Source organism: Halobacterium wangiae (assembly GCF_021249345.1).
In the GTDB taxonomy this organism is placed as follows: Archaea; Halobacteriota; Halobacteria; order Halobacteriales; family Halobacteriaceae; genus Halobacterium; species Halobacterium wangiae.
In genome coordinates, this window is the sequence record NZ_CP089588.1 from 197,098 (window position 1) to 218,038 (window position 20,941).

Genomic DNA, 20,941 nt, shown 5'->3' on the forward strand with positions numbered 1-20,941 from the left:
CAATTCTGGGAGTGCCAAGTATTGAATTGAGAACTGGTCATTTTATAATATTAGTTAAGGTATTTTTTCAAATATCGTTAGTGGAGTCAATCCACTCGACTTCAGTAGCTTTTAGCCACTTGATTCCCCGAAGGTATATCATCACGAGACTAGACGAGGGTTAGTATGCAAGCAGTAGTCCTCGCCGCGGGCAAGGGAACCCGCCTCGAACCGCTCACCGACGACAAACCCAAGCCTCTCGTTGAGGTGGACGGGAAGCCGATACTCAAAGACGTCTTCGACAACCTGATCGATGTCGGCGTAGACGAAATCGTCGTCATCGTCGGCTACATGAAGGAGAAGATAATCGAGAAATACGCGGACGAGTATCGCGGTGTTCCGATCACGTACGCCCATCAGCGGGAACAGAAAGGGCTGGCGCACGCGCTCTTACAGGCTGAGCCCCACATCGACGACGAGTTCGTTCTCATGCTCGGCGACAACATCTTCCGCGCGAATCTCGGTGACGTCGTCAATCGTCTACGTGAGGACCGCTCCGACGCTGCCTTTCTTGTCGAGGAAGTACCGCTGGAAGAGGCGTCCCGGTACGGTGTTTGCGACACAAACGGGTACGGCGAAATCGTCCGCGTCGTCGAGAAACCCGACAACCCACCATCCAATCTCGTCATGACGGGGTTCTACACGTTCACCCCTGCGATTTTCCACGCATGCCACCTCGTTCAGCCGTCGGACAGAGGAGAGTACGAACTCTCTGACGCTGTCAACCTCCTAATTCAATCAGGACGAACTATTGATGCGATTCCAATCGACGGCTGGCGGATGGACATCGGGTATCCAGAGGACCGCGAGGAAGCCGAAGGACGCCTGCAGGATGAGTGACGGGTGACGGGGTATTGATACTACGGCCGTAATTGACTCAGGTTAGGACAGTATAAGTTGGAAATACAGGAGTGGCCACTTAGGAGGGGCCGTCCTACGGACGTACGATTTACTCCACAGTGACGCTCTTAGCCAGATTCCGCGGTTTGTCGATCGACCGCCCCTTCAGGTTGGCAACGTGGTACGCGAACAACTGGAGATACACGTTCGCGACGAGCGGTTCCATGACGCCGAGTTCGGGTACGTCGAAGCGCGCGTCGAGCAAGTCCTCATCCGCCTCCAAGGACGAGCAACCGACGACGGGTGAACCCCGAGACTCGACTTCCTTGACGTTGTTCAGCGTCTCGCTGGGCCGCGTCCCGTCCGTCAGCACAGCGAGCGTCGGCGTGTCTGGTGTTACGAGCGCGAGCGGGCCGTGTTTGAGTTCGCCAGCGGCGAACCCTTCGGCGTGGTCGTAGGAGATCTCTTTGAGCTTCAGCGCCCCCTCGAGCGCCACGGGGTAGCCGAGTCCGCGTCCGATGAAGAAGAACGCGTCTCCGTCCGCGTACTCCTCGGCGACCTCCAGCACTAGGTCCTCGTCGTCGAGAACTTGCTGGACCGCGCCGGGGAGACCGCGGACGTTCGATAAGATCTCGCTGGCTGCACTCGAACCGAGTGTATCCCGGCGTCGCCCCAGGTAGACACCGAGCAACGTGAGCGTCGCGACCTGCGAAGCGAACGTCTTCGACGCGGCGACGCCGATCTCCGGGCCAGCGCGGATGTACAGCGAGTGATCGGCCTCCCGGGTCACCGTGCTACCGACGGTGTTCGTCACCGCGAGCGTCCGCGCGCCGCTCTGGTCAGCCCTCCGGAGCGCGGACAGGGTGTCCGCCGTCTCCCCGCTCTGCGTGACTGCGACGACCAGCGTGCGCCACGGATCGCGGCCTCCCGTGAACTTGTACTCGCTGGCGATCTCGACTGACGCCCGAACGGAGGCGTACTCCTCGAAGAGCCGTGCTGCGAACAGCCCCGCGTGGTAGGATGTCCCGCAGGCGACAATCTGGATCTCCTCTAGAGACTGGAGATACTCGGCGGGGAGGTCGATGTCCAGATCGACGTCGCCGTGGAGTTCGTCGAGGCGCCCCGAGATCGCCTGCCGGAGTGCGCTGGGTTGCTCGTGGATCTCCTTGATCATGTAGTGGTCGTAGCCACCCTTCTCTGCGGCTTCGGCCTCCCACTCGACTGTTTCGACGTCGCGGTCGACGGGCTCGCCGTCCTGTTCGACGCTGACACCGGCCGGCGTGACGTGTGCGATGTCGCCGTCTTCGATGTACGACACCTGGCGCGTGTGCTCGATGAATGCTGGAACGTCGCTCGCGATGAAGTTCCCGCTCTCACCGTGACCGACGACCAGCGGGCTACCACGACGGGTCGCGACGATTCCGTCGTAGCCCGGCGCGACGACGCCGAGTGCGAAACTCCCCTCCAGACGAGAAACGACGGTTGCGACGGCGTCGGGGAGCGACATCCCATCCGCGAGTTCGTCCTCGACCATGTGGGGGACGACCTCGGTGTCGGTCTCGCTCGTGAACTCGTGGCCGTCTTCGCGGAGTTCGGCCTTTAGGTCAGCGTAGTTCTCGATGATGCCGTTGTGGACGACAGCCACGTCGCCAGTGCAATCGACGTGCGGGTGGGCGTTCGCGTCCGTCGGCTTCCCGTGCGTACTCCAGCGAGTGTGACCGATTCCGAGGGTCTCCGGCGAGGAGTCTGGCAGAACCAGATCGTCGATCTCACCGGCCTGCTTGTGGACCTCGATCCCGTCGCGGTTCACGAGTGCGACGCCCGCTGAGTCGTACCCGCGGTACTCCAGGTTCTTCAGACCGTCAGCGAGGATGGGGAGCGCTTCGTCGGTGCCGACGTAGCCGATGATACCACACATCGTTACCCCCTCCTGACGACGGCTCCCGGATCGATGCGGCCCGATACAGACGCTCCGGTCTTCACGTCGGCCCCGTTCCCGACGACCGTTCCGGGAGCGAGATTCGCGCCTCCACCGAGACTGGCGTTGTCGCCGACGACGCCGCCGAGGCGAACGTCCTCGTAGTACTCACCGTTCACGACGACGTCGGCGTCGCCCCCCGCGATGGTCGTGTTCGCGCCGATGGTCGCGTTCTCACTGACGATGCAGTCAGTGACCACGGCGCCAGCCTCGATAGTGGCGTCCGCGAGGACCACCGCGTTCGAGAGTACCGCGTTCGCACCCACCTCCACGTTCGGCCCGATAGCGACACCGGGGAGGACTGAAGCGTTCGGTCGGACGTAGGTATCCTGGTCGACGACAGTGTTTCCGGCGACGAGTGCCGTCTCGTGGATCGACGTGCTCTCGGTGACAACTTTTCCAACACGGTCGAGTACACGTGCGTTCACCGAGAGGAGGTCCCAGAGGTGTGAGACGTCCAGCCACCGGCCCTGGAACCGGACCGCCAGGACGCGCTCCTCCTCGGCGAGCTCGGCGAGGGTGTCGGTGATAGCGCGTTCTCCGTCGGAGTCCGTTCGTCGGATGACGTCGAAGATAGACCGGTCGAACGCGTACGCACCAGCGTTCACCAGATTCGAGGGGTCGGTGTACTGCGGCGGTTTCTCCACGACGTTCGTGACCGTGTTCCCGTCGAGTTGGACGACCCCGTACGCACTCGGCTGGTCCGACCGAATGACGCTCATCACCGTTTCGCCGGTGGCCTCGTAGCGCTCCACGAGTCGCGAGATTGACTCGCCGTCCATGATGAGGTCGCCGTTCAGCACGACGAACTCGTCGCCGACGGCGTCCTCAGCCTGGAGTACTGCGTGTCCGGTACCGAGCTGTTTCTCCTGGACGACGTACTCTATGTCCACGTCCCAGTCGTCGCCGTCGCCGAAGTAGTTCTGGATACGTTCGCGCTTGTACCCCACGACCAGCACGACCTCGTCGATGCCGGCGTCGGCCGCAGCCTCAACGACGTGCTCCAGGAGCGGTTTGTTCGCTACGGGGAGCATCGGTTTCGGGCGGACGGCAGTGAGGGGTTCGAGTCGCGTCCCCTCGCCGGCCGCGAGAACGACTGCCTTCATAGCTGAGAATCCGTATCGCGCGTGATAGGCTTTCCGGGGGGCGTCGTCGTGTTCGCCCCGAGTTTCACGCCGGCGTTGATGCTCGCGTTGATGCCGGTCTTCGTCCCGTCTCCGACGACGACACCGAGCTTTCTCCGACCGGTGTCCACGGGTTCGCCCTTCACCCGCATCTCGACAGCCTCGTCGTCGTGGCGCAGGTTCGCGACTTTGGTTCCGGCACCGAAGTTCACGTCCTCCCCGAGGATGGAGTCGCCGACGTATGAGAGGTGGCCGACAGCAGTGTCGGCCATCAGTATCGAGTTCTTCACCTCGACGGCGTTGCCGACGCGAACGTCCCGTCCGACCACTGTCGACCCGCGGACGTAGGCGTTCGGTCCGACGTCCGCACCTGACTGAATCAGCACTGGACCTTCTACGTACGCGCCCGCTCGAATGCGGGCACCCTCCTCGACGACGGCAGGACCGTGGATGGTAGCTCCCTCTTCGATAGTTCCGCGACGGTCGTCATCGAGGTCCGCGAGCAGCGTCTCGTTTGCATCGAGGAGGTCCCACGGACGCCCGACGTCGAGCCACGCACCGTCGTACTCGACGGCGTCCACGCGTTCGCCGTCCGCGACCAGGGACCCGAGCGAGTCGGTGATCTCGTACTCGCCGCGCTCGCTCAGGTCCGTGGCTTTGATGTAGTCGAAGATGTCCGATTCGAACGCGTACACGCCGAGGTTAGCGAGATTCGACGGTGGGTCGTCTGGCTTCTCGACGATACCCGTCACACTGCCGTCTTCGACGTCGACGACTCCGAACGAAGAAGGGTCGTCGACGCGCTTGACCGCCATCGCGTTCGCGGGCGTCTCCGCGAGCGCCGTCACCAGTTCCTCGGTGAGCAGCACGTCGCCGTTCAGCGCGAGGAAGCGCTCGTCGACGTAGTCGGCCGCCTGCCCGATCGCGTGGGCGGTACCGAGTTGTTCCGTCTGTTCGGTGTACGTCACGGGGTGGCCGGCGAACTCCTCGCCGATTCGGTCCCGCATCTGGTCGCCACGGTAGCCCACGACCAGCACGTAGCCGTCCACGAGGTCCGCGCAGGCGTCCATGACGTGTTCGACGATGGGACGGCCGGCGACCGGCAGGAGAGGTTTCGGGCGTCTCGCTGTCAGCGGTCGCATCCGCGTACCCTCGCCTGCAGCGACGACGACCGCTTTCATGCCCGCATCAACCTCCGAACGGTGTCCTCGACAGAACGGCTCGATTCGAACCCGAGGTCCTCGGTAATCGGGCCAGTCTCCATCGAGAACTGTTCGGCGATAGCCTCGTCGCGAGGGTTCTCGACGCGCTCGATCTCGGGCCGATAGCCGAGTTCCGCCTCGGCAGCGTTCTGGACGAGTTCCGCGATTTTCAGGACAGACAACACTTCGCCGGTCCCCAGCGTGTATGTCGTCGCACCGGGGTCGTCCCCGACGAGCGCCTCGACCGACAGTCGGTAGGCGTCAGCCACGTCGGCGACGTGGACGAAGTTCCGTGCTTGCGTTCCAGGGTCGTACACTGTCAGGGGCTCGCGGTTCCGTGCCGCGTCGACGAAGATGTCGATGACCGTCCGCTTCCGAACGAGGTCGCCGTCCGTCTCGTGGGCGCCGAAGAGGTTCGCCATCAGGAAGACGTGTGCGGGAAACGACCGCGTAGCCAGCGAGTGGATGTCGTCCTCACTCATCTGCTTGGTCACGCCGTAGAGATTCAGGGGGTCGCGCCGAGTCCCGGGAGCCAGCGGAAACGTCTCCGGCTCCCCGAAGACCGCGACGCTCCCGGCGAACGAGAGCGGGACGCCGCGCTCCCGGCAGAGCCACGCGACGTTCTCCGTCCCACCGACGTTCACGTCGAACGCCGCCCCAGGTCGCTGCTCGCACGTCTCCACGTCGCTGACGGCAGCGAGGTGAACGACGGCGTCTACGCCCTCGAAAACCCGAGAGAGCGCGTCCCTGTCGCGAACGTCGACGTCCGCTACCTCGCGTCCGCCGACAGACTGCACATCCCCGTTACTGAAGTCGTCGACGGGAACGACGTCGTGACCGGCGTCGAGCAACGTCCGCGTGACGTGGGAACCGAGGTAGCCACCGGCACCCGTCACGCCGACGGTCACAGTGTCCGACATTTGTGTTCACGTGCTACACCGGCGCCAACGCATAAGGTGATTTGGATTGCTCGAAAACGCAAAGCGTTTTTCACCTCCCTACAGAACTGAGTCCAATGACCGACTACGAGGACGTGTGCGCCCTCGTTCCCACCCGGAACGAAGCCAAAACTATCGGCGACGTCGTCGACGGCCTCCACGACGTCGGCATCGATCACGTTCTCGTCGTCGACGGCCACTCGACGGACGACACGGCCGAAATCGCCCGTGAGCGCGGCGCCCGCGTCGTCGACCAGACCGGCACCGGCAAGGGCCAGGCCGTCCGCCAGGGCGTCGAACACATCGAACAGGAGTACGTAATTCTCCTCGATGGCGACGGGACGAACCCGCCGGAGCAGGCGCCGCGCCTCCTCGACCCGCTCGTCACCGGCGACGCCGACCACGTCATCGGCGACCGCACGGCCGACATGCAACCGGGCGCGATGTCGCGGCTGAACCAGGTGGGCAACCGCATCATCAACGCCGCGTTCCGTCGCATCCACGGCGAGGACTACGGCGACATCCTCTCCGGCTACCGCGCGTTCACGCGGGACTCCTTCGAGCAGATGTTCCTCTCCGCGGAGGGCTTCGGCATCGAGACGGAGATGGCCGTCGAGTGCGCGCGCCACGACATCCCCGTCGAAGTCGTACCCACCACGTACAGGCCGCGTCCAGACGGCTCGGAGACGAACCTCCACCCCATCTCCGACGGCGGGCGCATCATCGTCACGCTGTACAGCCTCGCGAAGACGTCGAACCCGCTGTTCTACTTCGGCAGCATCGGCGCCATCTTCGGCGCCGTCGGCGTGGCCATCGCCACGTACGTCGCCTACGACTGGTTCATCAACGGCATCTCCCACGAGGCGCTCACCGTCGTCGGCGGCGTCAGCGTGCTCTTCGGCCTCCAGTTACTGATGTTCGGACTGCTCTCGGATCTCGTCGTGACGCTCCACCGCGAGCAGAGCCGGCGCCTCGAAGAGCTCCGCGACTAGAACAGCGACCGCAGACCGCGCAGCCACACCTTCGGCGCGCGCCGCCGCGCCCCGTCGACGGCCGTCTGCAACGCCGCGGCACCGTTCTCCATGACGCCGTCACCGTGACCCGTGAGGACGCGCTCCGGGCTGAACTCCCGGAGCACGCGCGGCGGTATCACGCGGAGCATCGGGTGGACGCCGATCCGCTCGGGGCCGGCGACGAAGTACTCGACGCTGCCCACGAGGTCCCCGACGACGAGTGTCTCGCCGTCGTACAGCGCCGCCTCCGACCACCCCGGCCAGTCGACGGTCTGGACGACCTGGAACTCGCTGTCCGGGAGTCGGCCGACGAGTTGTTCGGTCGGCGCGTCGACGTCGACGTCCACGAACGGCGGCACGTAGACCGGGACATCGTAGCGACGCGCGAACGTCACCGCGTCCCGCGAGTGCCGGTCCATCAACACGACGACGCCCCGAACTTCGCCCAGGTCGGCGAGCAGTTCGTCGATCCCCTCGGCGTCCACGGGGTCGATCAGCCACACGTCCCCGTCCACGGCGAGTGCGTGACTCGTCCGTCGCATCGTCTCATCGGGGTACGCGACCCACCCGAGACCGCCGTCGAAGCGGTCGACGACCTCGAAGTTGGTTGCGCGTCCGCTGCCTTTGAGAGCCATACCGGGTGCTTCGGTCGGCATCTCCATAAAACGGGGTAGGACTATGGTGGACGCGAACGAACGACAGGTATGCTCACGGCGCTCGACGAACTCGCACTCGAGGTGCTCTTCGTCGACCGCGCAGCGACGTTCTACGAGACCCACCTCGGTCTCGACGGCACCCAGGGCGACCACGAGGCGCGCTACGAAATCGGGGACACGACGCTTGTGCTGCGCGAACCCTCGACGGTCCCCCGGGGTGGCGTCCACGTCCACTACGCGTTCTCGACGCCGCCCGACCGCTACGACGAGTGGTACGACCGCCTCGAGGACGACTTCGACCTCGCGGAGTTCGACTTCGGCGCCGCGCGCTCGCTGTACTTCGACGACCCGGACGGCCACTGCGTCGAGATCGGAACCGGCGGAGCGGACGGCGACGCGGCGCTCACGGGCGTCTTCGAAGTCGTCCTCGAAGTCGAGGACCTCGACCGCTCGGAAGCGCTCTACCGCGACCTCGGCTTCGGCGTCGTCGACCGCGGCGACCAGCGCCGCCGCGTCCGACTCACCGGCCCTGTCGACCTCGAACTCTGGGAGCCCCAGCGCGGCATCGCCGACGCCCGCGGCGCCGTCCACGCGGACCTCGCGTTCACTACGGGCGACCCGGGAGGTGCAGCAGCGGCGGTCGCCGACCGGGTCTGCGACGTCGCGGACGTCGAACCGGGAGTGCGAGTGCAGGACCCCGACGGCCACTACGTGACGTTCGTTCCGGAGTGACGTTAACCAACAAACCGGTAGCAGACGCGGAGCACACCCACCACAACCGTACGCCCTAATTCAACTCGCAGAGACGACCTGTACCTCCCTACGAGAGAAAGCACCAGTTACGAAACGCGGACCATACAGCACAACACGCCGCGTGATCGAACTATACACGCTCTACTGCCTGCTCGACACAGAACCAGAGCCTCCTAATCGGCACTCCACCCCGCAAGAACATACTGAGGGAGGGATTCAGGTAGAGTATGAACCGTGGGGTTCGGAGGGCTCGTGGTGAATTGGCTGTTCTGGGGTGCCGAACGGCCGGAGTAGTACTCGGTAGGGCCAAGCGCAAGTTCGAGAGAACGCATCCGTACCCGAGTCAGACGTTCATAATCCGCCGCCGTCTAGGGGTTTCGTAGCAACCCGGGCACGAGTCCTCCTCGAGAACTACCCTCAGCACCCCGAATCCAGGATTCCAACCCCTCTACTACTCGGAATCAGGAGTATCACGTCCACTCCTCCCCGTCTTCCCCAATCACAATCCCCTTCCATAGATTCGCTCATAGCGTGCTCTTGCGGGCGATTGAGCCGATTATGAAGAATCCGACTTCGATGGTGTGCTGTCGAGGGGGACTCTCGTATGGTCTGAGCCCGCGACGCCGAGTATGAGGATCTCCACCAGAAGTCGAGTTAGCGCAGGGCGCTGGTAGAAATTGTCGGAGTGAGTGGTCCGTTGGCGTCGGGCCGATGGTTTGTTGTAGTCCTGCTACCACCGAGTGCGTATGGAACAGGTCGGTCTGGAGCAGGTCGAGCTAGTCGCAGTGGGTGTCGGGGCCGCAGTCCTGTTGCTCGCGCTGGTCGTGCTGTTGCGACGTCGGTCATCCGGGCGACGGCAGTCCAAGCGCGCTCACGAGTCGGCCCAGGAACGCGCGCCACCAGTGGAACTCGGGGAGACCTACGAGTTCGGAATCACGGAGTTCGCGGACCACCACTCCGGCGAGCGCGTCGCCGTCGGGAAAGTCGAGGGGTTCGTCGTATTCGCCGAGGACGTCCCCGGCAGCGTCTCGGAGGGCGACGTGATCCGCGCGCGAGTCCTGTCGTTCAACCGCGGGAAGACGTCCGCGGACGCGTCGTTCATTGGAGCTTCTTGACGTTCAGGAGCGGGGTGTCCGTCTCTGTCCGTGACGAACGACATTTATGACATCCTCCCTAGCGTGAACGCCGGGGTTTCCTCGCACTGGGGATATCGCTTACCGACCCACGGAGGCAACTTGCGGGTTCGTGCGCTCCTCGTTGGAACAAGAGTGTGGTGACTCTGACCATTCGTGGTCGTCCCACTTGAGGCGCACAGGCCGTGCCATCGGCCGTGCTACGTTCGTCTGCCTGTTATGAGGCATACTGAGTCTCGTTTGCTGAGCAGGACTCGAAGGGTTCTGCTGCCGCTTCAGGAACGTCGCGGATGCGGTGAGGTCGGCATGTCCCTCGAAGCCGCACGGACACGTGAGTGTATCGTGGTGGCGCGTCGTGCGGTCGGTCGAACCGCACTGCGGACACTCTTGGGAAGTCCACGCTTCCGAGCGCACTTCCACGGAAACGCCGTATTCCTCGGCGGTACAAGCCAGCCGCTTCACGAACGCGCGGAACGCCCAGAAGTTGTGCGTCTTGGCGTTGGCCCGAACTGACCAGTGCGCATCCAGTACATTCCTCAACGCACCGACGTACACCGTTGAGATGCCCTCGGTGTGCAACTGTTCAATTAGGTCCCGTACAAGCGCGTCTTGGGCGTGGTCCCGGCGTCGCGTCCGGCGTCGATACAGCCGTCGGATGCGGTGACTGCTGTATTGTCCGTCGCTCAAAAGCGACTGGAGCCGAGCGATTTCTCGCGTCGTCTTGCGGAAGCGCTCAAACAGGTCGGACTCTTCGTACAGGTACTGTTGGCCAGTCGTGGTCGTACAGGCGACGAGGTTGTTTGCACCAATATCCAGCGCGGCTTCTTCCGAAGCCAGTGGGTGTGCCAGTCTAGAAGTGTTAATCGTGACTGGCTGAAAAGCCCTGAATGTCTGTGCGTTCTCGTCCCAGAACAACTCTAACCGGCCTTGCTTGTTGTACTCCTTCCAGTTGGGGTCTCCCCGAACTTCGAGACTAAGTCGTTCGCAGTATCCGAGCCCGTACTCGTCTTTGACGTCTTGACCGACGAGGATTTCGAGCCGGGAGTGTTCGCCCCACTCGATGGAGTATGATGTATTACGGATGTACGTGCGGAGTTCGCGGCCGTCATCGGCATTTCCCCAGTATCCAGGTCTGCCGTTGGCTTCGCCCTTCTTTTTGAGTGCGAAGAATGACTTCCACGCTTCGCGGTTCTTCCGTTCGATTTGCTGTACCGTGGACGCACCGAGCGTGCCGCCGTAGCGGCCCCGATACTCGCTGATTTCCCACACTTCGCCGTCTGGGTCGGCGTAGTTCTCGCGGCGCTCGTAGTTGATCTCATTCCAGAGAGCGGCAGAAGCGTCCAACAGGTGTCGAAGTAATTCCTTGTCCGCGTCGGACTGCGGAACTACCTCAAAGGTGTTGGTCCGCTTCATCAACTTCACTTCTCCCCCAAGGCTAATTTATGTTTAGTTTTTGTATGTATGTATGGTCAAAAACATTCATGTGGTGGTTGACGACGACGTACATAGGCGATTAGAGCAAGCAAAGAAGAGACACGGCCTTACTTGGGAAGGAATGTTACTCCTCGCCGCCGATAACTTGGATATCCCGGACTGAGTGGTGACGGTGCCTGCTCACTATTTGTCGAATTCTCCCCGCGGTGAACAGCGGGAGTCTACCCCGTTTAAGTAGAGGTCGCTCGTACGAGGCGCCAAGGTGGACATCTCGTGAAGCTTAGCATCGTCGGCAGTGGGTACGTCGGCACGACTATCGCGGCGTGTTTCGCGGACCTCGGTCACGAGGTCGTGAACGTCGACATTGACGAGGACATCGTCGAGGCAATCAACGACGGCCGCGCGCCGATTCACGAACCCGGTCTGGATGAGCGCATCGCCGAACACGCCGGCGGCCGACTGCGCGCGACGACGGACTACAAGGCTGTCCTGGAGACCGACGCGACGTTCCTCGCGCTCCCGACGCCCTCGCGGGAGGACGGGAGTATCGACACGTCCATCATGGAGGTCGGCGCGGAGTCTCTCGGCGAGGCGCTCGCGGGCCAGGACGACCACCTCGTCGTCGTGAAGAGCACGGTGGTTCCGGGGACGACCGAGAACGTCGTCGAACCCGCACTCGAACGAGGCGGGTTCGAGAACGCGACGGTGGCGATGAATCCGGAGTTCCTGCGGATGGGGTCGGCCGTCTCGGACTTCATCGACCCGGACAAGGTCGTGTTCGGCGCTCGCGACGACGATACGTACGCCGAACTCCGCGACGTCTACGAGCCACTCCTCTCGGAGGCCCCCGACGCGGCCATCGTGGAGACCGGCGTCCGTGAGGCCGAGATGATCAAGTACGCGAACAACGCGTTCCTCGCGTCGAAAGTGAGCCTCGTCAACGACCTCGGGAACATCTGCAAGGAGTTCGACGTCGACGCCTACGAGGTCGCGGACGCCATCGCCCACGACGACCGCATCAGCGGCCGGTTCCTCCGGTCGGGAGTCGGCTGGGGCGGAAGCTGTTTCCCCAAGGACATCGCCGCAATCATCGCCGCCGCGAAACAGGAGGGGTACGACCCAGCGGTCCTCGAAGCCGCCGTAGAGGTGAACGACGGCCAGCCCGAACGGCTACTCGACCTCCTGGACGACCACGTCGACGTGACCGGCGAACGCGTCGCCGTCCTCGGCCTGTCGTTCAAGCCGGGAACCGACGACATTCGCGGCACGCGCGCGATTCCCGTCATCGACGGCCTGCAAGAACGCGGCGCGAACGTGGTCGCCTACGATCCAGTCGCGACCGAGAAGATGGCCGAGGAGCGCCCAGACGTGGCGTACGCGGAGAGCGCCCGAGAAGCCCTGGACGGCGCGGTCGGCGCAGTCGTCGTCACTGACTGGGACGAATTCGCAGCGCTCAACGACGCCTTCGACGCGATGGCCGAACCAGTCGTCGTGGACGGTCGTCGAATCGTGGAGCGCCGCGACGGCATCACCTACGAAGGACTCACCTGGTAGCCGGAGGCAGAATCGAGACGCGCTACAGTCGGTCGGTGTCCACGCCGACGCCCGGCGGCGCGACGACGAGGAACTCCCGGAAGTGCATCAGCGTGCCGCCGCCGTCTTTGACGTCGCCGGCGAACCCGGCGGCGAGTTCGTTCAGGTCGCCGTCGACGGCGAGCAGGAGGACGTTGCCGCTGTCGATTTCGTCGAGCCACTCGCTGTCCGGCGTCGTGCCGTCGAGGACGCCGAGCGTGACGTGGCCCTCGAACTCCTCCGGGAGGTCGATCTCCTCCTCGGCGTTCCGCAGGTCGAGATTGAAGCCGTCACCCATAGAGCACCAGTCCGTACCGCGGTGGCAAAAACCTTCCCGCCCGTGTGTTTATGCTGCCGGCTGACGTTTCCACACGTATGCCCGAAGTCACACTCAGCGAGGAGACCGTCGAGCGCCTCGACTCGCTCAGAGTCGAAGACGAGTCCTACGACGAACTCGTCACGGAGCTGCTGAACATCTACGAGGCCGAGGAACTGACGATGTTCCGCTCCGGCGACGGCTAGTCGTTCGCGGCAGTCCGCCGGACGTCGTCCCAGCGCCCCTCGCTCTCGAGGTACGCCTGCAGTTCGTCGGCGTACGCCTGCGCGAGCTGCGTGGACTCCTCGGCCAGCGCCTCGTTGTCCTCGTCACCGCCGCCGCCCAGTCCCAGCGCGTTCTTGATGCTCCCGACGACACCGCTCCCCTTGCTACCGCCCGCCGAGCCGCCAGCCATCGCGTTCATCTGCTGGTCGACGTTCGCCATCTCCGGGAGCACGTGCTCGAGTTTCGACGTGTTCGCGACCATCGTCGCGGCCTCCGGGTCGTCGGCGTTCTCGATCTCGAACTCCACCGCGGTCATCACCAGCCCCCACTGTGGCCGGGAGAGCGACGACCCCTGGACGCGGTCGGCGAACTGCTGGTCTACGGTCATGCGCGCGCCGACGATCTGGTCCTGCCAGCCGGTAGTCATACGCGGGGCTACGCAGGCAGCCCGCTTGTATGCTACGACAAAAAGCAGGTCAGTCGCCGTCGCCGTTCAGAACGCGCCCGTCTCGCCGGTGATCTCGGCGTGGAGACCCTCGCGGAGCGCGGTGTGGACGTGGCAGATGTTCTCGGCGCGCTCGGCGACGTCGTCGAACGTCTCGTCGTCGAGTTCGGCCTCCACGAGGATGTGGAAGCGGATCGCCTCGAGGTCGTCGTCCTCGTTGACGTCGCCCTCGACGTCGATGTCGACGCGGCCGAGGTCCTCGTGGCCCTCCTTGTTGGCGCCGACGCGGAACGCGGGGATGAAACAGGACGCGTAGTTCGCGATGAACACCGCGTTCGGTTCGGGTCCGTCTTCGCCGGTCGCGTCGACGGTCAGTTCGAAGTCCCCGACGCGGGACCGCGTGACGTAGCCTTCCTCGGACGTGCTGGTAACTTCGAGTGTCATTACGATAGAACAGTCCACCGCCCGCCGTGTAAGCGTTGTTCTTTCGGAGGGGTTCGCCTCCGGCGGCGTTCGGACCTGATTACTGCCGACGGCGGGCCTCAGTAGCCCTCGGTCAGGTCGAACGACTCGTCGCCCTCGAGGACGTGTACGTCGGCGGTGCTCCCGACGGCGTCGACCTCCCGTTCGAAGTCCTCGACGTCGACCTCGATGGGCGGGAACGTGTCGTAGTGCATCGGGAACGCGACGTCGGCGTCCAGCCAGTCGACGGCGACGGCGGCCTGCCACGGTCCCATCGTGAAGTGGTCGCCGACGGGGACGGCGACGGCGTCGGGTTCGAGGTACGGCGCGACGACGTCCCGCATCTCGGTGTGGAGGCTGGTGTCGCCCGCGTGGTAAAACGTGACGCTCTCCTCGTCCGCTACTTGCGTCGGTTTGGTGTCCGAGATGACGTAGCCTGCGGGCATGCCCGCGGACGTGCCGTAGTCGGTGTCGATGCCGTTGGAGTGGTCCGCGCGCACCATCGTGACGAAAGCGTCGTCGAGTTCGACGGTGCCGCCGAGGTTCATCCCGGTGGCGCCCTCGATGCCGTGCTGGTCGCCCAGCCAGCCTGCGAGTTCGGGTGTGCCGACGAAGTGCGCGCCGCGGAAGCGGTCGACGTCCGCGACGTGGTCGGCGTGGCCGTGGGTCAACAGGACGTGGTCCGGGTCGAGTTCCTCCGGGTCCGTCTCCGTGAACGGATTGTCGAAGAACGGGTCGATGAGCAGACTCGTCTCGCCGACCTCCACGTGCCACGTCGAGTGACCGTACCAAGTGAGTTCCATAGCGTACTCACCTACTCCCGATTCCCACATAAAACGTGACGGCCCGGTGGATTCTTCTCCCTCCGTGGAGACGCCCGAACATGGACGCAGACGCCGTCCGGAACAAACAGCCCTCGCGAACGCACCCCGACCGCGTCCGGAACGCCCTCCTCGCAGCAGTCGTCTTCGAACTCGCCGTACTCGCGGGGACCACCGCGAACACCTCCGGCGACCTCGAACTCGTGGTCGTCGCCGGGCTGGCAGTCAGCTTCGTGCTGGGCCTGTTCGGGTTCGCGGCGTTCCTCTACTACCTCGTGACGCTCTGAAGCCGGTCGCCCGGCCCGGAGGAACGACCCGGGCGGCGAGCGATTGCCCCGTCCCAAATCCTTACGCACGGGCGGCGGGAAGCCGGTAGCATGCACCGAATGCGATTCCGCGACCCGGCGGGCGCCGTCCGCACCGGCGAGTACGAGGACGGAACCGTCTCCTTCGGCGGGCGCTCCTACGACCCGAGCGAGGTGGACGTACTGCCGCCGTGCGAGCCCTCGAAGGTCGTCTGCATCGGCCGGAACTACGCGAAACATGCCGAAGAGCGTGGCTCTGAGGTCCCCGACCGCCCGATGCTGTTCCTGAAGCCGCCGAACGCGCTCGCCGGCCACGGCGACACGGTGACGCTGCCCGACGGCAAGGACATCGAGCACGAGGCCGAACTCGCCGTCGTGGTCGGCGAGCAGTGCCGGAACCTCGAGGAGGACGAAGCGATGGACGTCGTCGCGGGGTTCACCTGCGCGGACGACGTCTCGAACCGCACCGACCAGAGCCAGGAGCAGAACTGGGTACGCGGGAAGGCCTTCGACGGCGCGTGCCCGCTCGGGCCGGTGCTGGCGACGCCCGAGGAACTCCCCGCGGACGCGAGCGTCGAACTCCGCGTGAACGGCGAGGTGAGGCAGTCCTCCTCGATTGAGCGATTCATCTTCGACGTGCCCGAACTCCTCGCGGAGATCACGGCGTACCTGACTCTCGAACCCGGCGACGTGATCCTCACGGGGACGCCGGCGGGCGTCGCTGAGCTGACGGACGGTGACAGCGTCGAGGTCGAGATCGAAGGGGTCGGGACGCTCGAGCACGACGTGGAGCGACCGTAGCGGGCGAAGACTGGACTGTTTCTCAGACGGTGACGGTGACGGCCGAACTGTTGCCGGCGGCGCTCGCGTTCTCCACGAACGACTCGTCGCCGGCGTAGACGACGACCGTCTCATCGGTCACCGACTCCGTGCGGAAGTCGACGTCGTTGGCTGCGTCGTAGTCAGCGAACGCCTCGCGGAACTCCGTGGCCTCGCCGGCGTCGTCCCAGCGCAGCACCCACGCGTACGTGTTCGCGCCGTGGTCGCCGGAGACGTGGACGAGGCGGTCCATCCCCCAGCCGGACGACGCGGCGACGGCGCGCTCCCAGTCGAGTTCCGTGGACAGCGCCAGTCGGACGAACAGTTCGCCCTTCGTCGTCCCGCGTAGTCGCGTGAACTCGGTGTCTTCGGCGTCCAGGTCGACAGTGAGGGTCTTCGCTCGCTCCTCGTCGGGTGCGTAGCCGTGGAGGACCTGTTCGGCGGTCCGGGGTGGCCGGTCGTAGACGTCGGTGACGTCGCCGGCGTCGTCGACGCGGAGCGCGAAGTACCGCGACCCGTACTCGTAGGGAGCGATGCGCATGCGGACGTAGGCGGAGGCGTTCTTCCACCTGACGGGGACGGCCGTCTGGTCGAGACTCTCGTTCTGGTAGCGGACGCCGTACCGCTCCTGGACGTACTCGGCGGAGCCCTCGACGAGGACGGCGTTCAGGAACTGGTTGTCCCGCCGGTTGTCCAGGTGGGCGGTGGCCTCCCGGGTGAGGATGCGGGTCTGGTAGACGTGGACGAACTCGTGGGCGAGGACGTTCTCCTGCCACGCCGCGGTGACGTTCGGGTGGTCGAACAGGGTGACCCGCGTCCCGCGAGCGAATGCGCCGACGCTGACGCCACCGCTCTCGCCCGCCGACGGGTCCGGCTCGATGCCGACCAGTTTCGTGAACCCACTCGTCGACGCCCTGCCGAGAACGTCGCCGTCGGGCGGGTCCTCGACGCGCACGACGGTGCTGGGTCGGTCCGCCTGGGGGACGCCGAGCATCCGCCCGACGCGCTCGTAGACGGGCGTCGCGCGGAACGGGAGTTCGTCGGTGACCCTGACGAGTTCGGTCGCTTCCGCCGCGTCGTCGGTGGTCGTCGTCCCGTTCGTGGACTCGTTCGTCCCCGCGGGCGTCGCCGGAGCGTCCCCGGGCGCCGTGCTCGCGCCCTGCTGGGTCGGCGCCTGACAGCCCGCGGTGACGAACAGCACCGCGAGCGCGACGGCGAGCACCGGTCGCGTGGTCATGCTCGCACCTTCGGTCGGCGGTACGTAAACCCCGGGGCGCGCAAGCGGACCGTGGAAGCGCAACCCTGAAGATTAGGCTGGCCTAATACCGTCGCGAATGGAGCTGACGCGACGCGACGTCCTCGCCGCGCTCGCCGCCACCGGCGCAGCCGTCGGTGCGGGCGCGACACTCCTCGTCGAGCCCGACGGCGACCCCGTCGGCGACCACGAGGTCGAGACGCTCGTCGCCGTCGCGGGCGTCGTCTACCCCTCCGCCGTCGAGGGCGTCGAGTCGTTCGTCGAGCAGTACAGCGTCAACCGCGTCCGCGAGCGACCCGAGTACGCCGCGGGCGTCGCGGACGCCGTCGCCGCGCTCGACGATTACAGCCGGGAGTGGAACGAGGCAGACTTCGTAGCCCTCGACCCCGGGGTCCGGGAGGAGACCCTCGACGAGATGAGCGTCGACGTCGCAGATCCGGTCCCGGACGGCACCGACCGCGAGCGCGTGCGCTACTACCTCGTCAACGAGTTGCTGTACGCGCTGTTCACCACGCCGACGGGCGGCGAACTCGCGGGCATCGAGAACCCGCAGGGCCACCCCGGCGGTACGTCGTCCTACCAGCGAGGGCCGCGATGAACCGCGAGCCCTCGGAGGACGTCGACGCCTGCGTCGTCGGCGCGGGCCCCGCTGGAAGCCTGCTGGCCAACCGACTCGCGAGCGAGGGCCACAACGTCGTCGTGCTCGAGGCCGGCCCCCGCTTTGACAGCGAGAATCGGGAGCGCCGCATGGAGCGGGACATCCGGCCCGCCCACGCCCCCGACTCGGTCTGGGAGATGGGTGGCGACCGGGACGCCTACTCGGCCTCCGGGGAGCGCCACTACCCGCTGAACGCGGCGCGGGTGAAGGGTGTCGGCGGCTCCACCCTCCACTGGCAGGGGATGGTGATGCGCCTCCACGAGCAGGACTTCCGCCTCGCGAGCGAGACGGGCGTCGGCGTCGACTGGCCGCTCGCCTACGACGACCTGCGACCGTACTACGCGGCCGCCGAGGACGCGCTCGGCGTCGCCGGCGCCAGCGACAACCCGTTCGCTCCACCCCGTGAACGACCCCACCCGCTGCCCGCGTTCCCGCCGAGCCACTCGGACTCGCTGTTCGCCGAGGCCTGCGAGGAACTCGGCATCGCGACGCACTCCGTGCCGAACGCCCGACTCTCGGAGGCCCGCGACGGCCGGAGCGCCTGCGTCGGCTACGGCACCTGCCAGCCCGTCTGTCCCTCCGGCGCGAAGTACGACGCCACCGTCCACGTCGAGCAGGCCGAGAGCCAGGGCGTGCGCGTCGTCGACCGCGCGCCGGTCCAGCGTCTCGAACACGACGACGCGGGCGAACGCGTGACCGCTGCGGTGTACGCGACGCCCGACGGCACCGAACACCGCCAGGTGGCCAGCGAGTTCGTGCTCGCGGCGGGCGGCGTCGAGATCCCGCGCCTCCTCCTGCTCTCGGAGTCGGCGCAGTACCCCGAGGGCCTGGCGAACTCCTCGGGGGTCGTCGGCCGCTACTTCACGGACCACCTGTTCGCCGGCGTCGGCGGCACGCTCGACGAACCGACCCGCCAGAACCACGTCGGCTTCAACACCACCGAGAGCCACCAGTTCTACGACCGCTCCGACGACTCCCGCGGCGCCATCAAACTCGAGTTCCTCAACTACGCCGGTCCCTCGCCCGTCGAGATGGCCCTGGGCGGCGACGACTGGGGCGACGCGATGCTCGACCGCATCCGCGAGGACTACGGGACGCACGTCGCGGTGGGCGCGCTCGTCGAGCAGCGCCCGCGGGCGGCGAACCGGGTCCACCTCGACCCCGAGCGCACCGACGACCACGGCAACCCGGTGCCCGACGTCGTCTGGTCGCTCGACGACTACGAGCGCCGGACCATCGAGCGCGCGAACGAGATCCAGCGCGACATCCTCGACGAACTCGGCGCCGACGTCGAGTGGACGGTCGGCCCGGAGACCACGGGGCCGGCGTTCCACCACATGGGCACCACGCGCATGGGCGACGACCCCGAGGAGAGCGTCGTGAACGCGCGACTCCGCACGCACGACCTTGCGAACCTCACAATTGCCTCGTCGAGCGTGTTCCCCACCGGTGGCGCGATGAACCCGACGCTCACCATCGCCGCGCTCGCGCTGAAGGCCGCCGACCACGTCGCCGACCGTCTGTAGCTCAAAACTGGAGGTGCGACGTAGAGTCCGGGCCGTCGTCGTCGCCGTCGTCGTTCATCGTCCCTTCGTAGAGGAAACGGACGTCCTCGTCGGTGAGGTACACCTGACCGTCCTCGACGTCGATTTCTACGGAGGGGAGCGTGGTGTCCGCGGCGTCGCCGTTCTCGCAGTAGCCCGAACAGCTGTCGAACATCGAGCCGTGCTTCGGACAGACGATGTCGCCGTTCCGGACGACTGCGCCGACGCCCTCACGGTAGAGCCGCTGGGCCTCGTGCGTACAGCTGTTCACCCACGCTTCGACCGCCGGCCGGTCGTCGTCCTCGCAGGGCACGAGGAAGAACTCCTCGTCGTCGCCGTGTTCGTCCCGGGCGGTGAACACCCACGACCCCTCCTCACGGACGGTGTCGACGCTCGTTAACCGGTGCCGACTCGTCATACCAGGGTGGCGGAGTGCCTCGCAGTTAGTTCCCCCGGTAGGGCAGGTCAGAAGTAGCGAACGAACGTCGACTCAGATACCGCCGGCGAGCGCGCCCGCGTCCAGCAGCAGGAGCACGGAGAGCACGCCCCCGACGTACAGCAGGCCCGTCGCGTCCTCGCCGTCCTCGAGTCTGCTGCCCGCGACCTCGACGACGCCGGCGAGCAGGAACCAGAGTGCGACCATCGCGAGCACGAGGTGGCCGCGACCCGTGCCGGTGAGCACGCCGCCGTCCGTGTAGCCCGCCAGCGTGAGCATGTAGCCGCCGGTGAGTAGCAGGAACAGCGCGCTCGCCCGGGAGACGTTCCGCAGTCGGCCGGCGACCGTCCGCCGGACACCCGATGGGAGGTCCGACGAGACGGAGGGCAGGGTGACCGCGGCGAACAGGACGCTCCCGGTCCAGAGGCCCGCGAACAGGAGGTGTGTGGCGTACACGACTATCTCGGTGAGTGCCATGCCCACTCCTCGGGAAGGAGTGGCCGTAAAACGCGGGGATTGCGGCGAGCGACGTGCTCAGACCCCGGGGACGCCCACAGCCTCGAAACTGGAGATGTCGAGGACGGCGAGGACGTACAACACGGCGAGCGCGGCGAGCCACGCGATCAACGCGATGGCGAACGCCCGCCCCCAGCCGCCAGGGTAGCGCCGGTTGATGACCCAGACGTACGCCAGCAGCGTCAGCAGCGGCCCGATGAACGGAATCCACCCGACGAAGAAGCCGACGACTGCCCAGACGATGGCGCCGATGAGCGCGGTGACGACGGCGTAGCCGAAGTCCTCGGTGTCCGCAATGAAGCGCGCGCCGACGTAGATGCCGAAGGCGCCGACGAGCAGGCTGACGGCGAAGACGACGAGCGACTCGATGAGTGCCATGCCCGCCGGTTCGCCGGCGACGCCCTTTACAATGGTGTTCCTACGAGAGCGACGCGCGGATAACCACCGGCTACTCGGC

The 20,941-nt window shown here is 65.7% G+C and carries 24 protein-coding genes; 10 read left to right on the forward strand and 14 right to left on the reverse strand.

What is annotated here, in order from left to right; translation table 11 throughout:
- The first annotated feature begins 165 nt into the window (after nt 1–165).
- Nucleotides 166–879 (forward strand): UTP--glucose-1-phosphate uridylyltransferase AglF, encoded by a 714-nt coding sequence (gene aglF, locus LT965_RS00980; protein ID WP_232702148.1) that lies wholly within the window; start codon nt 166–168, stop codon nt 877–879.
- 109 nt (nt 880–988) lie between these two features.
- On the opposite strand, the gene glmS is transcribed toward aglF, so the two are convergent.
- Genes glmS through LT965_RS01000 form a run of 4 tightly spaced genes read right to left on the reverse strand, consistent with a single transcriptional unit; the run spans nt 989 to nt 6,103 of the window.
- Nucleotides 989–2,797, reverse strand: a complete 1,809-nt coding sequence (glmS, locus tag LT965_RS00985; RefSeq protein WP_232702149.1) for a glutamine--fructose-6-phosphate transaminase (isomerizing) — start codon at nt 2,795–2,797, stop codon at nt 989–991.
- A gap of 2 nt (nt 2,798–2,799) precedes the next feature.
- The gene (glmU, locus tag LT965_RS00990; RefSeq protein ID WP_232702150.1) at nt 2,800–3,963 is read right to left on the reverse strand and encodes a bifunctional sugar-1-phosphate nucleotidylyltransferase/acetyltransferase; all 1,164 of its coding nucleotides are present in this window, start codon (nt 3,961–3,963) and stop codon (nt 2,800–2,802) included.
- Nucleotides 3,960–5,162 carry a bifunctional sugar-1-phosphate nucleotidylyltransferase/acetyltransferase gene (gene glmU, locus LT965_RS00995; RefSeq protein WP_232702151.1) on the reverse strand — a complete coding sequence of 401 codons (1,203 nt, stop codon included), beginning with the start codon at nt 5,160–5,162 and terminating at the stop codon, nt 3,960–3,962. The genes glmU (LT965_RS00990) and glmU (LT965_RS00995) overlap by 4 nt, the downstream gene beginning before the upstream one ends.
- On the reverse strand, nt 5,159–6,103 hold the full coding sequence (locus tag LT965_RS01000) for an NAD-dependent epimerase/dehydratase family protein (protein ID WP_232702152.1): 945 nt from the start codon (nt 6,101–6,103) through the stop codon (nt 5,159–5,161). Before LT965_RS01000 ends, glmU (LT965_RS00995) begins: the two co-directional genes overlap by 4 nt.
- A gap of 95 nt (nt 6,104–6,198) precedes the next feature.
- Here LT965_RS01000 and aglJ point away from each other — a divergent pair, with 95 nt between their 5' ends.
- Nucleotides 6,199–7,113: an S-layer glycoprotein N-glycosyltransferase AglJ gene (aglJ, locus tag LT965_RS01005; RefSeq protein ID WP_232702153.1), complete on the forward strand. Its 915-nt coding sequence runs from the start codon at nt 6,199–6,201 to the stop codon at nt 7,111–7,113.
- On the opposite strand, the gene LT965_RS01010 is transcribed toward aglJ, so the two are convergent.
- On the reverse strand, nt 7,110–7,769 hold the full coding sequence (locus LT965_RS01010; RefSeq protein WP_232702154.1) for a hypothetical protein: 660 nt from the start codon (nt 7,767–7,769) through the stop codon (nt 7,110–7,112). The genes aglJ and LT965_RS01010 overlap by 4 nt on opposite strands.
- A gap of 69 nt (nt 7,770–7,838) precedes the next feature.
- Between LT965_RS01010 and LT965_RS01015 the strand changes: the two genes are divergently transcribed.
- Complete coding sequence (locus LT965_RS01015) at nt 7,839–8,522, forward strand: VOC family protein (protein ID WP_232702155.1); 684 nt, start codon at nt 7,839–7,841, stop codon at nt 8,520–8,522.
- Nucleotides 8,523–9,289: 767 nt separating this feature from the next.
- Nucleotides 9,290–9,658 carry a hypothetical protein gene (locus LT965_RS01020; protein WP_232702156.1) on the forward strand — a complete coding sequence of 123 codons (369 nt, stop codon included), beginning with the start codon at nt 9,290–9,292 and terminating at the stop codon, nt 9,656–9,658.
- A 99-nt stretch (nt 9,659–9,757) separates the two neighbouring features.
- On the opposite strand, the gene LT965_RS01025 is transcribed toward LT965_RS01020, so the two are convergent.
- On the reverse strand, nt 9,758–11,089 hold the full coding sequence (locus LT965_RS01025; protein ID WP_232702157.1) for an RNA-guided endonuclease InsQ/TnpB family protein: 1,332 nt from the start codon (nt 11,087–11,089) through the stop codon (nt 9,758–9,760).
- A 294-nt stretch (nt 11,090–11,383) separates the two neighbouring features.
- Between LT965_RS01025 and aglM the strand changes: the two genes are divergently transcribed.
- Nucleotides 11,384–12,664 (forward strand): UDP-glucose 6-dehydrogenase AglM, encoded by a 1,281-nt coding sequence (gene aglM, locus LT965_RS01030; protein ID WP_232702158.1) that lies wholly within the window; start codon nt 11,384–11,386, stop codon nt 12,662–12,664.
- 22 nt (nt 12,665–12,686) lie between these two features.
- Here the strand turns inward: aglM and LT965_RS01035 are convergent, their stop codons facing one another.
- A complete protein-coding gene (locus LT965_RS01035) occupies nt 12,687–12,980 on the reverse strand; it encodes a DUF5779 family protein (protein WP_232702159.1) in 294 nt (97 codons plus the stop codon).
- Between the two features lie 77 nt (nt 12,981–13,057).
- On the opposite strand from LT965_RS01035, the gene LT965_RS01040 reads away from it, so the two are divergent.
- On the forward strand, nt 13,058–13,204 hold the full coding sequence (locus LT965_RS01040; protein ID WP_232702160.1) for a DUF7557 family protein: 147 nt from the start codon (nt 13,058–13,060) through the stop codon (nt 13,202–13,204).
- Here the strand turns inward: LT965_RS01040 and LT965_RS01045 are convergent.
- From LT965_RS01045 to LT965_RS01055, 3 genes are all read right to left on the reverse strand, one after another.
- On the reverse strand, nt 13,201–13,650 hold the full coding sequence (locus LT965_RS01045; protein WP_232702161.1) for a DUF5799 family protein: 450 nt from the start codon (nt 13,648–13,650) through the stop codon (nt 13,201–13,203). The genes LT965_RS01040 and LT965_RS01045 overlap by 4 nt on opposite strands.
- Nucleotides 13,651–13,716: 66 nt before the next feature.
- On the reverse strand, nt 13,717–14,112 hold the full coding sequence (locus LT965_RS01050) for an OsmC family protein (protein WP_232702162.1): 396 nt from the start codon (nt 14,110–14,112) through the stop codon (nt 13,717–13,719).
- A gap of 98 nt (nt 14,113–14,210) precedes the next feature.
- Nucleotides 14,211–14,933 (reverse strand): metal-dependent hydrolase, encoded by a 723-nt coding sequence (locus tag LT965_RS01055; protein WP_232702163.1) that lies wholly within the window; start codon nt 14,931–14,933, stop codon nt 14,211–14,213.
- An 80-nt stretch (nt 14,934–15,013) separates the two neighbouring features.
- Here LT965_RS01055 and LT965_RS01060 point away from each other — a divergent pair, with 80 nt between their 5' ends.
- Nucleotides 15,014–15,238 (forward strand): hypothetical protein, encoded by a 225-nt coding sequence (locus tag LT965_RS01060; protein ID WP_232702164.1) that lies wholly within the window; start codon nt 15,014–15,016, stop codon nt 15,236–15,238.
- 90 nt (nt 15,239–15,328) lie between these two features.
- Nucleotides 15,329–16,057: a fumarylacetoacetate hydrolase family protein gene (locus LT965_RS01065; protein ID WP_232702165.1), complete on the forward strand. Its 729-nt coding sequence runs from the start codon at nt 15,329–15,331 to the stop codon at nt 16,055–16,057.
- 22 nt (nt 16,058–16,079) lie between these two features.
- Here the strand turns inward: LT965_RS01065 and LT965_RS01070 are convergent, their stop codons facing one another.
- Complete coding sequence (locus LT965_RS01070) at nt 16,080–17,312, reverse strand: hypothetical protein (RefSeq protein ID WP_232702166.1); 1,233 nt, start codon at nt 17,310–17,312, stop codon at nt 16,080–16,082.
- A gap of 97 nt (nt 17,313–17,409) precedes the next feature.
- On the opposite strand from LT965_RS01070, the gene LT965_RS01075 reads away from it, so the two are divergent.
- On the forward strand, nt 17,410–17,928 hold the full coding sequence (locus tag LT965_RS01075) for a gluconate 2-dehydrogenase subunit 3 family protein (protein ID WP_232702167.1): 519 nt from the start codon (nt 17,410–17,412) through the stop codon (nt 17,926–17,928).
- Complete coding sequence (locus LT965_RS01080; protein WP_232702168.1) at nt 17,925–19,514, forward strand: GMC family oxidoreductase; 1,590 nt, start codon at nt 17,925–17,927, stop codon at nt 19,512–19,514. The genes LT965_RS01075 and LT965_RS01080 overlap by 4 nt, the downstream gene beginning before the upstream one ends.
- A gap of 1 nt (nt 19,515) precedes the next feature.
- On the opposite strand, the gene LT965_RS01085 is transcribed toward LT965_RS01080, so the two are convergent.
- The 3 genes from LT965_RS01085 to LT965_RS01095 all read right to left on the reverse strand — a co-directional run bounded on the left by LT965_RS01085 (nt 19,516) and on the right by LT965_RS01095 (nt 20,862).
- Nucleotides 19,516–19,950 (reverse strand): Rieske (2Fe-2S) protein, encoded by a 435-nt coding sequence (locus LT965_RS01085; RefSeq protein WP_232702169.1) that lies wholly within the window; start codon nt 19,948–19,950, stop codon nt 19,516–19,518.
- A gap of 72 nt (nt 19,951–20,022) precedes the next feature.
- Nucleotides 20,023–20,445, reverse strand: a complete 423-nt coding sequence (locus tag LT965_RS01090) for a hypothetical protein (RefSeq protein ID WP_232702170.1) — start codon at nt 20,443–20,445, stop codon at nt 20,023–20,025.
- Between the two features lie 57 nt (nt 20,446–20,502).
- Nucleotides 20,503–20,862, reverse strand: a complete 360-nt coding sequence (locus tag LT965_RS01095) for a hypothetical protein (RefSeq protein WP_232702171.1) — start codon at nt 20,860–20,862, stop codon at nt 20,503–20,505.
- Between the last annotated feature and the right edge of the window lie 79 nt (nt 20,863–20,941).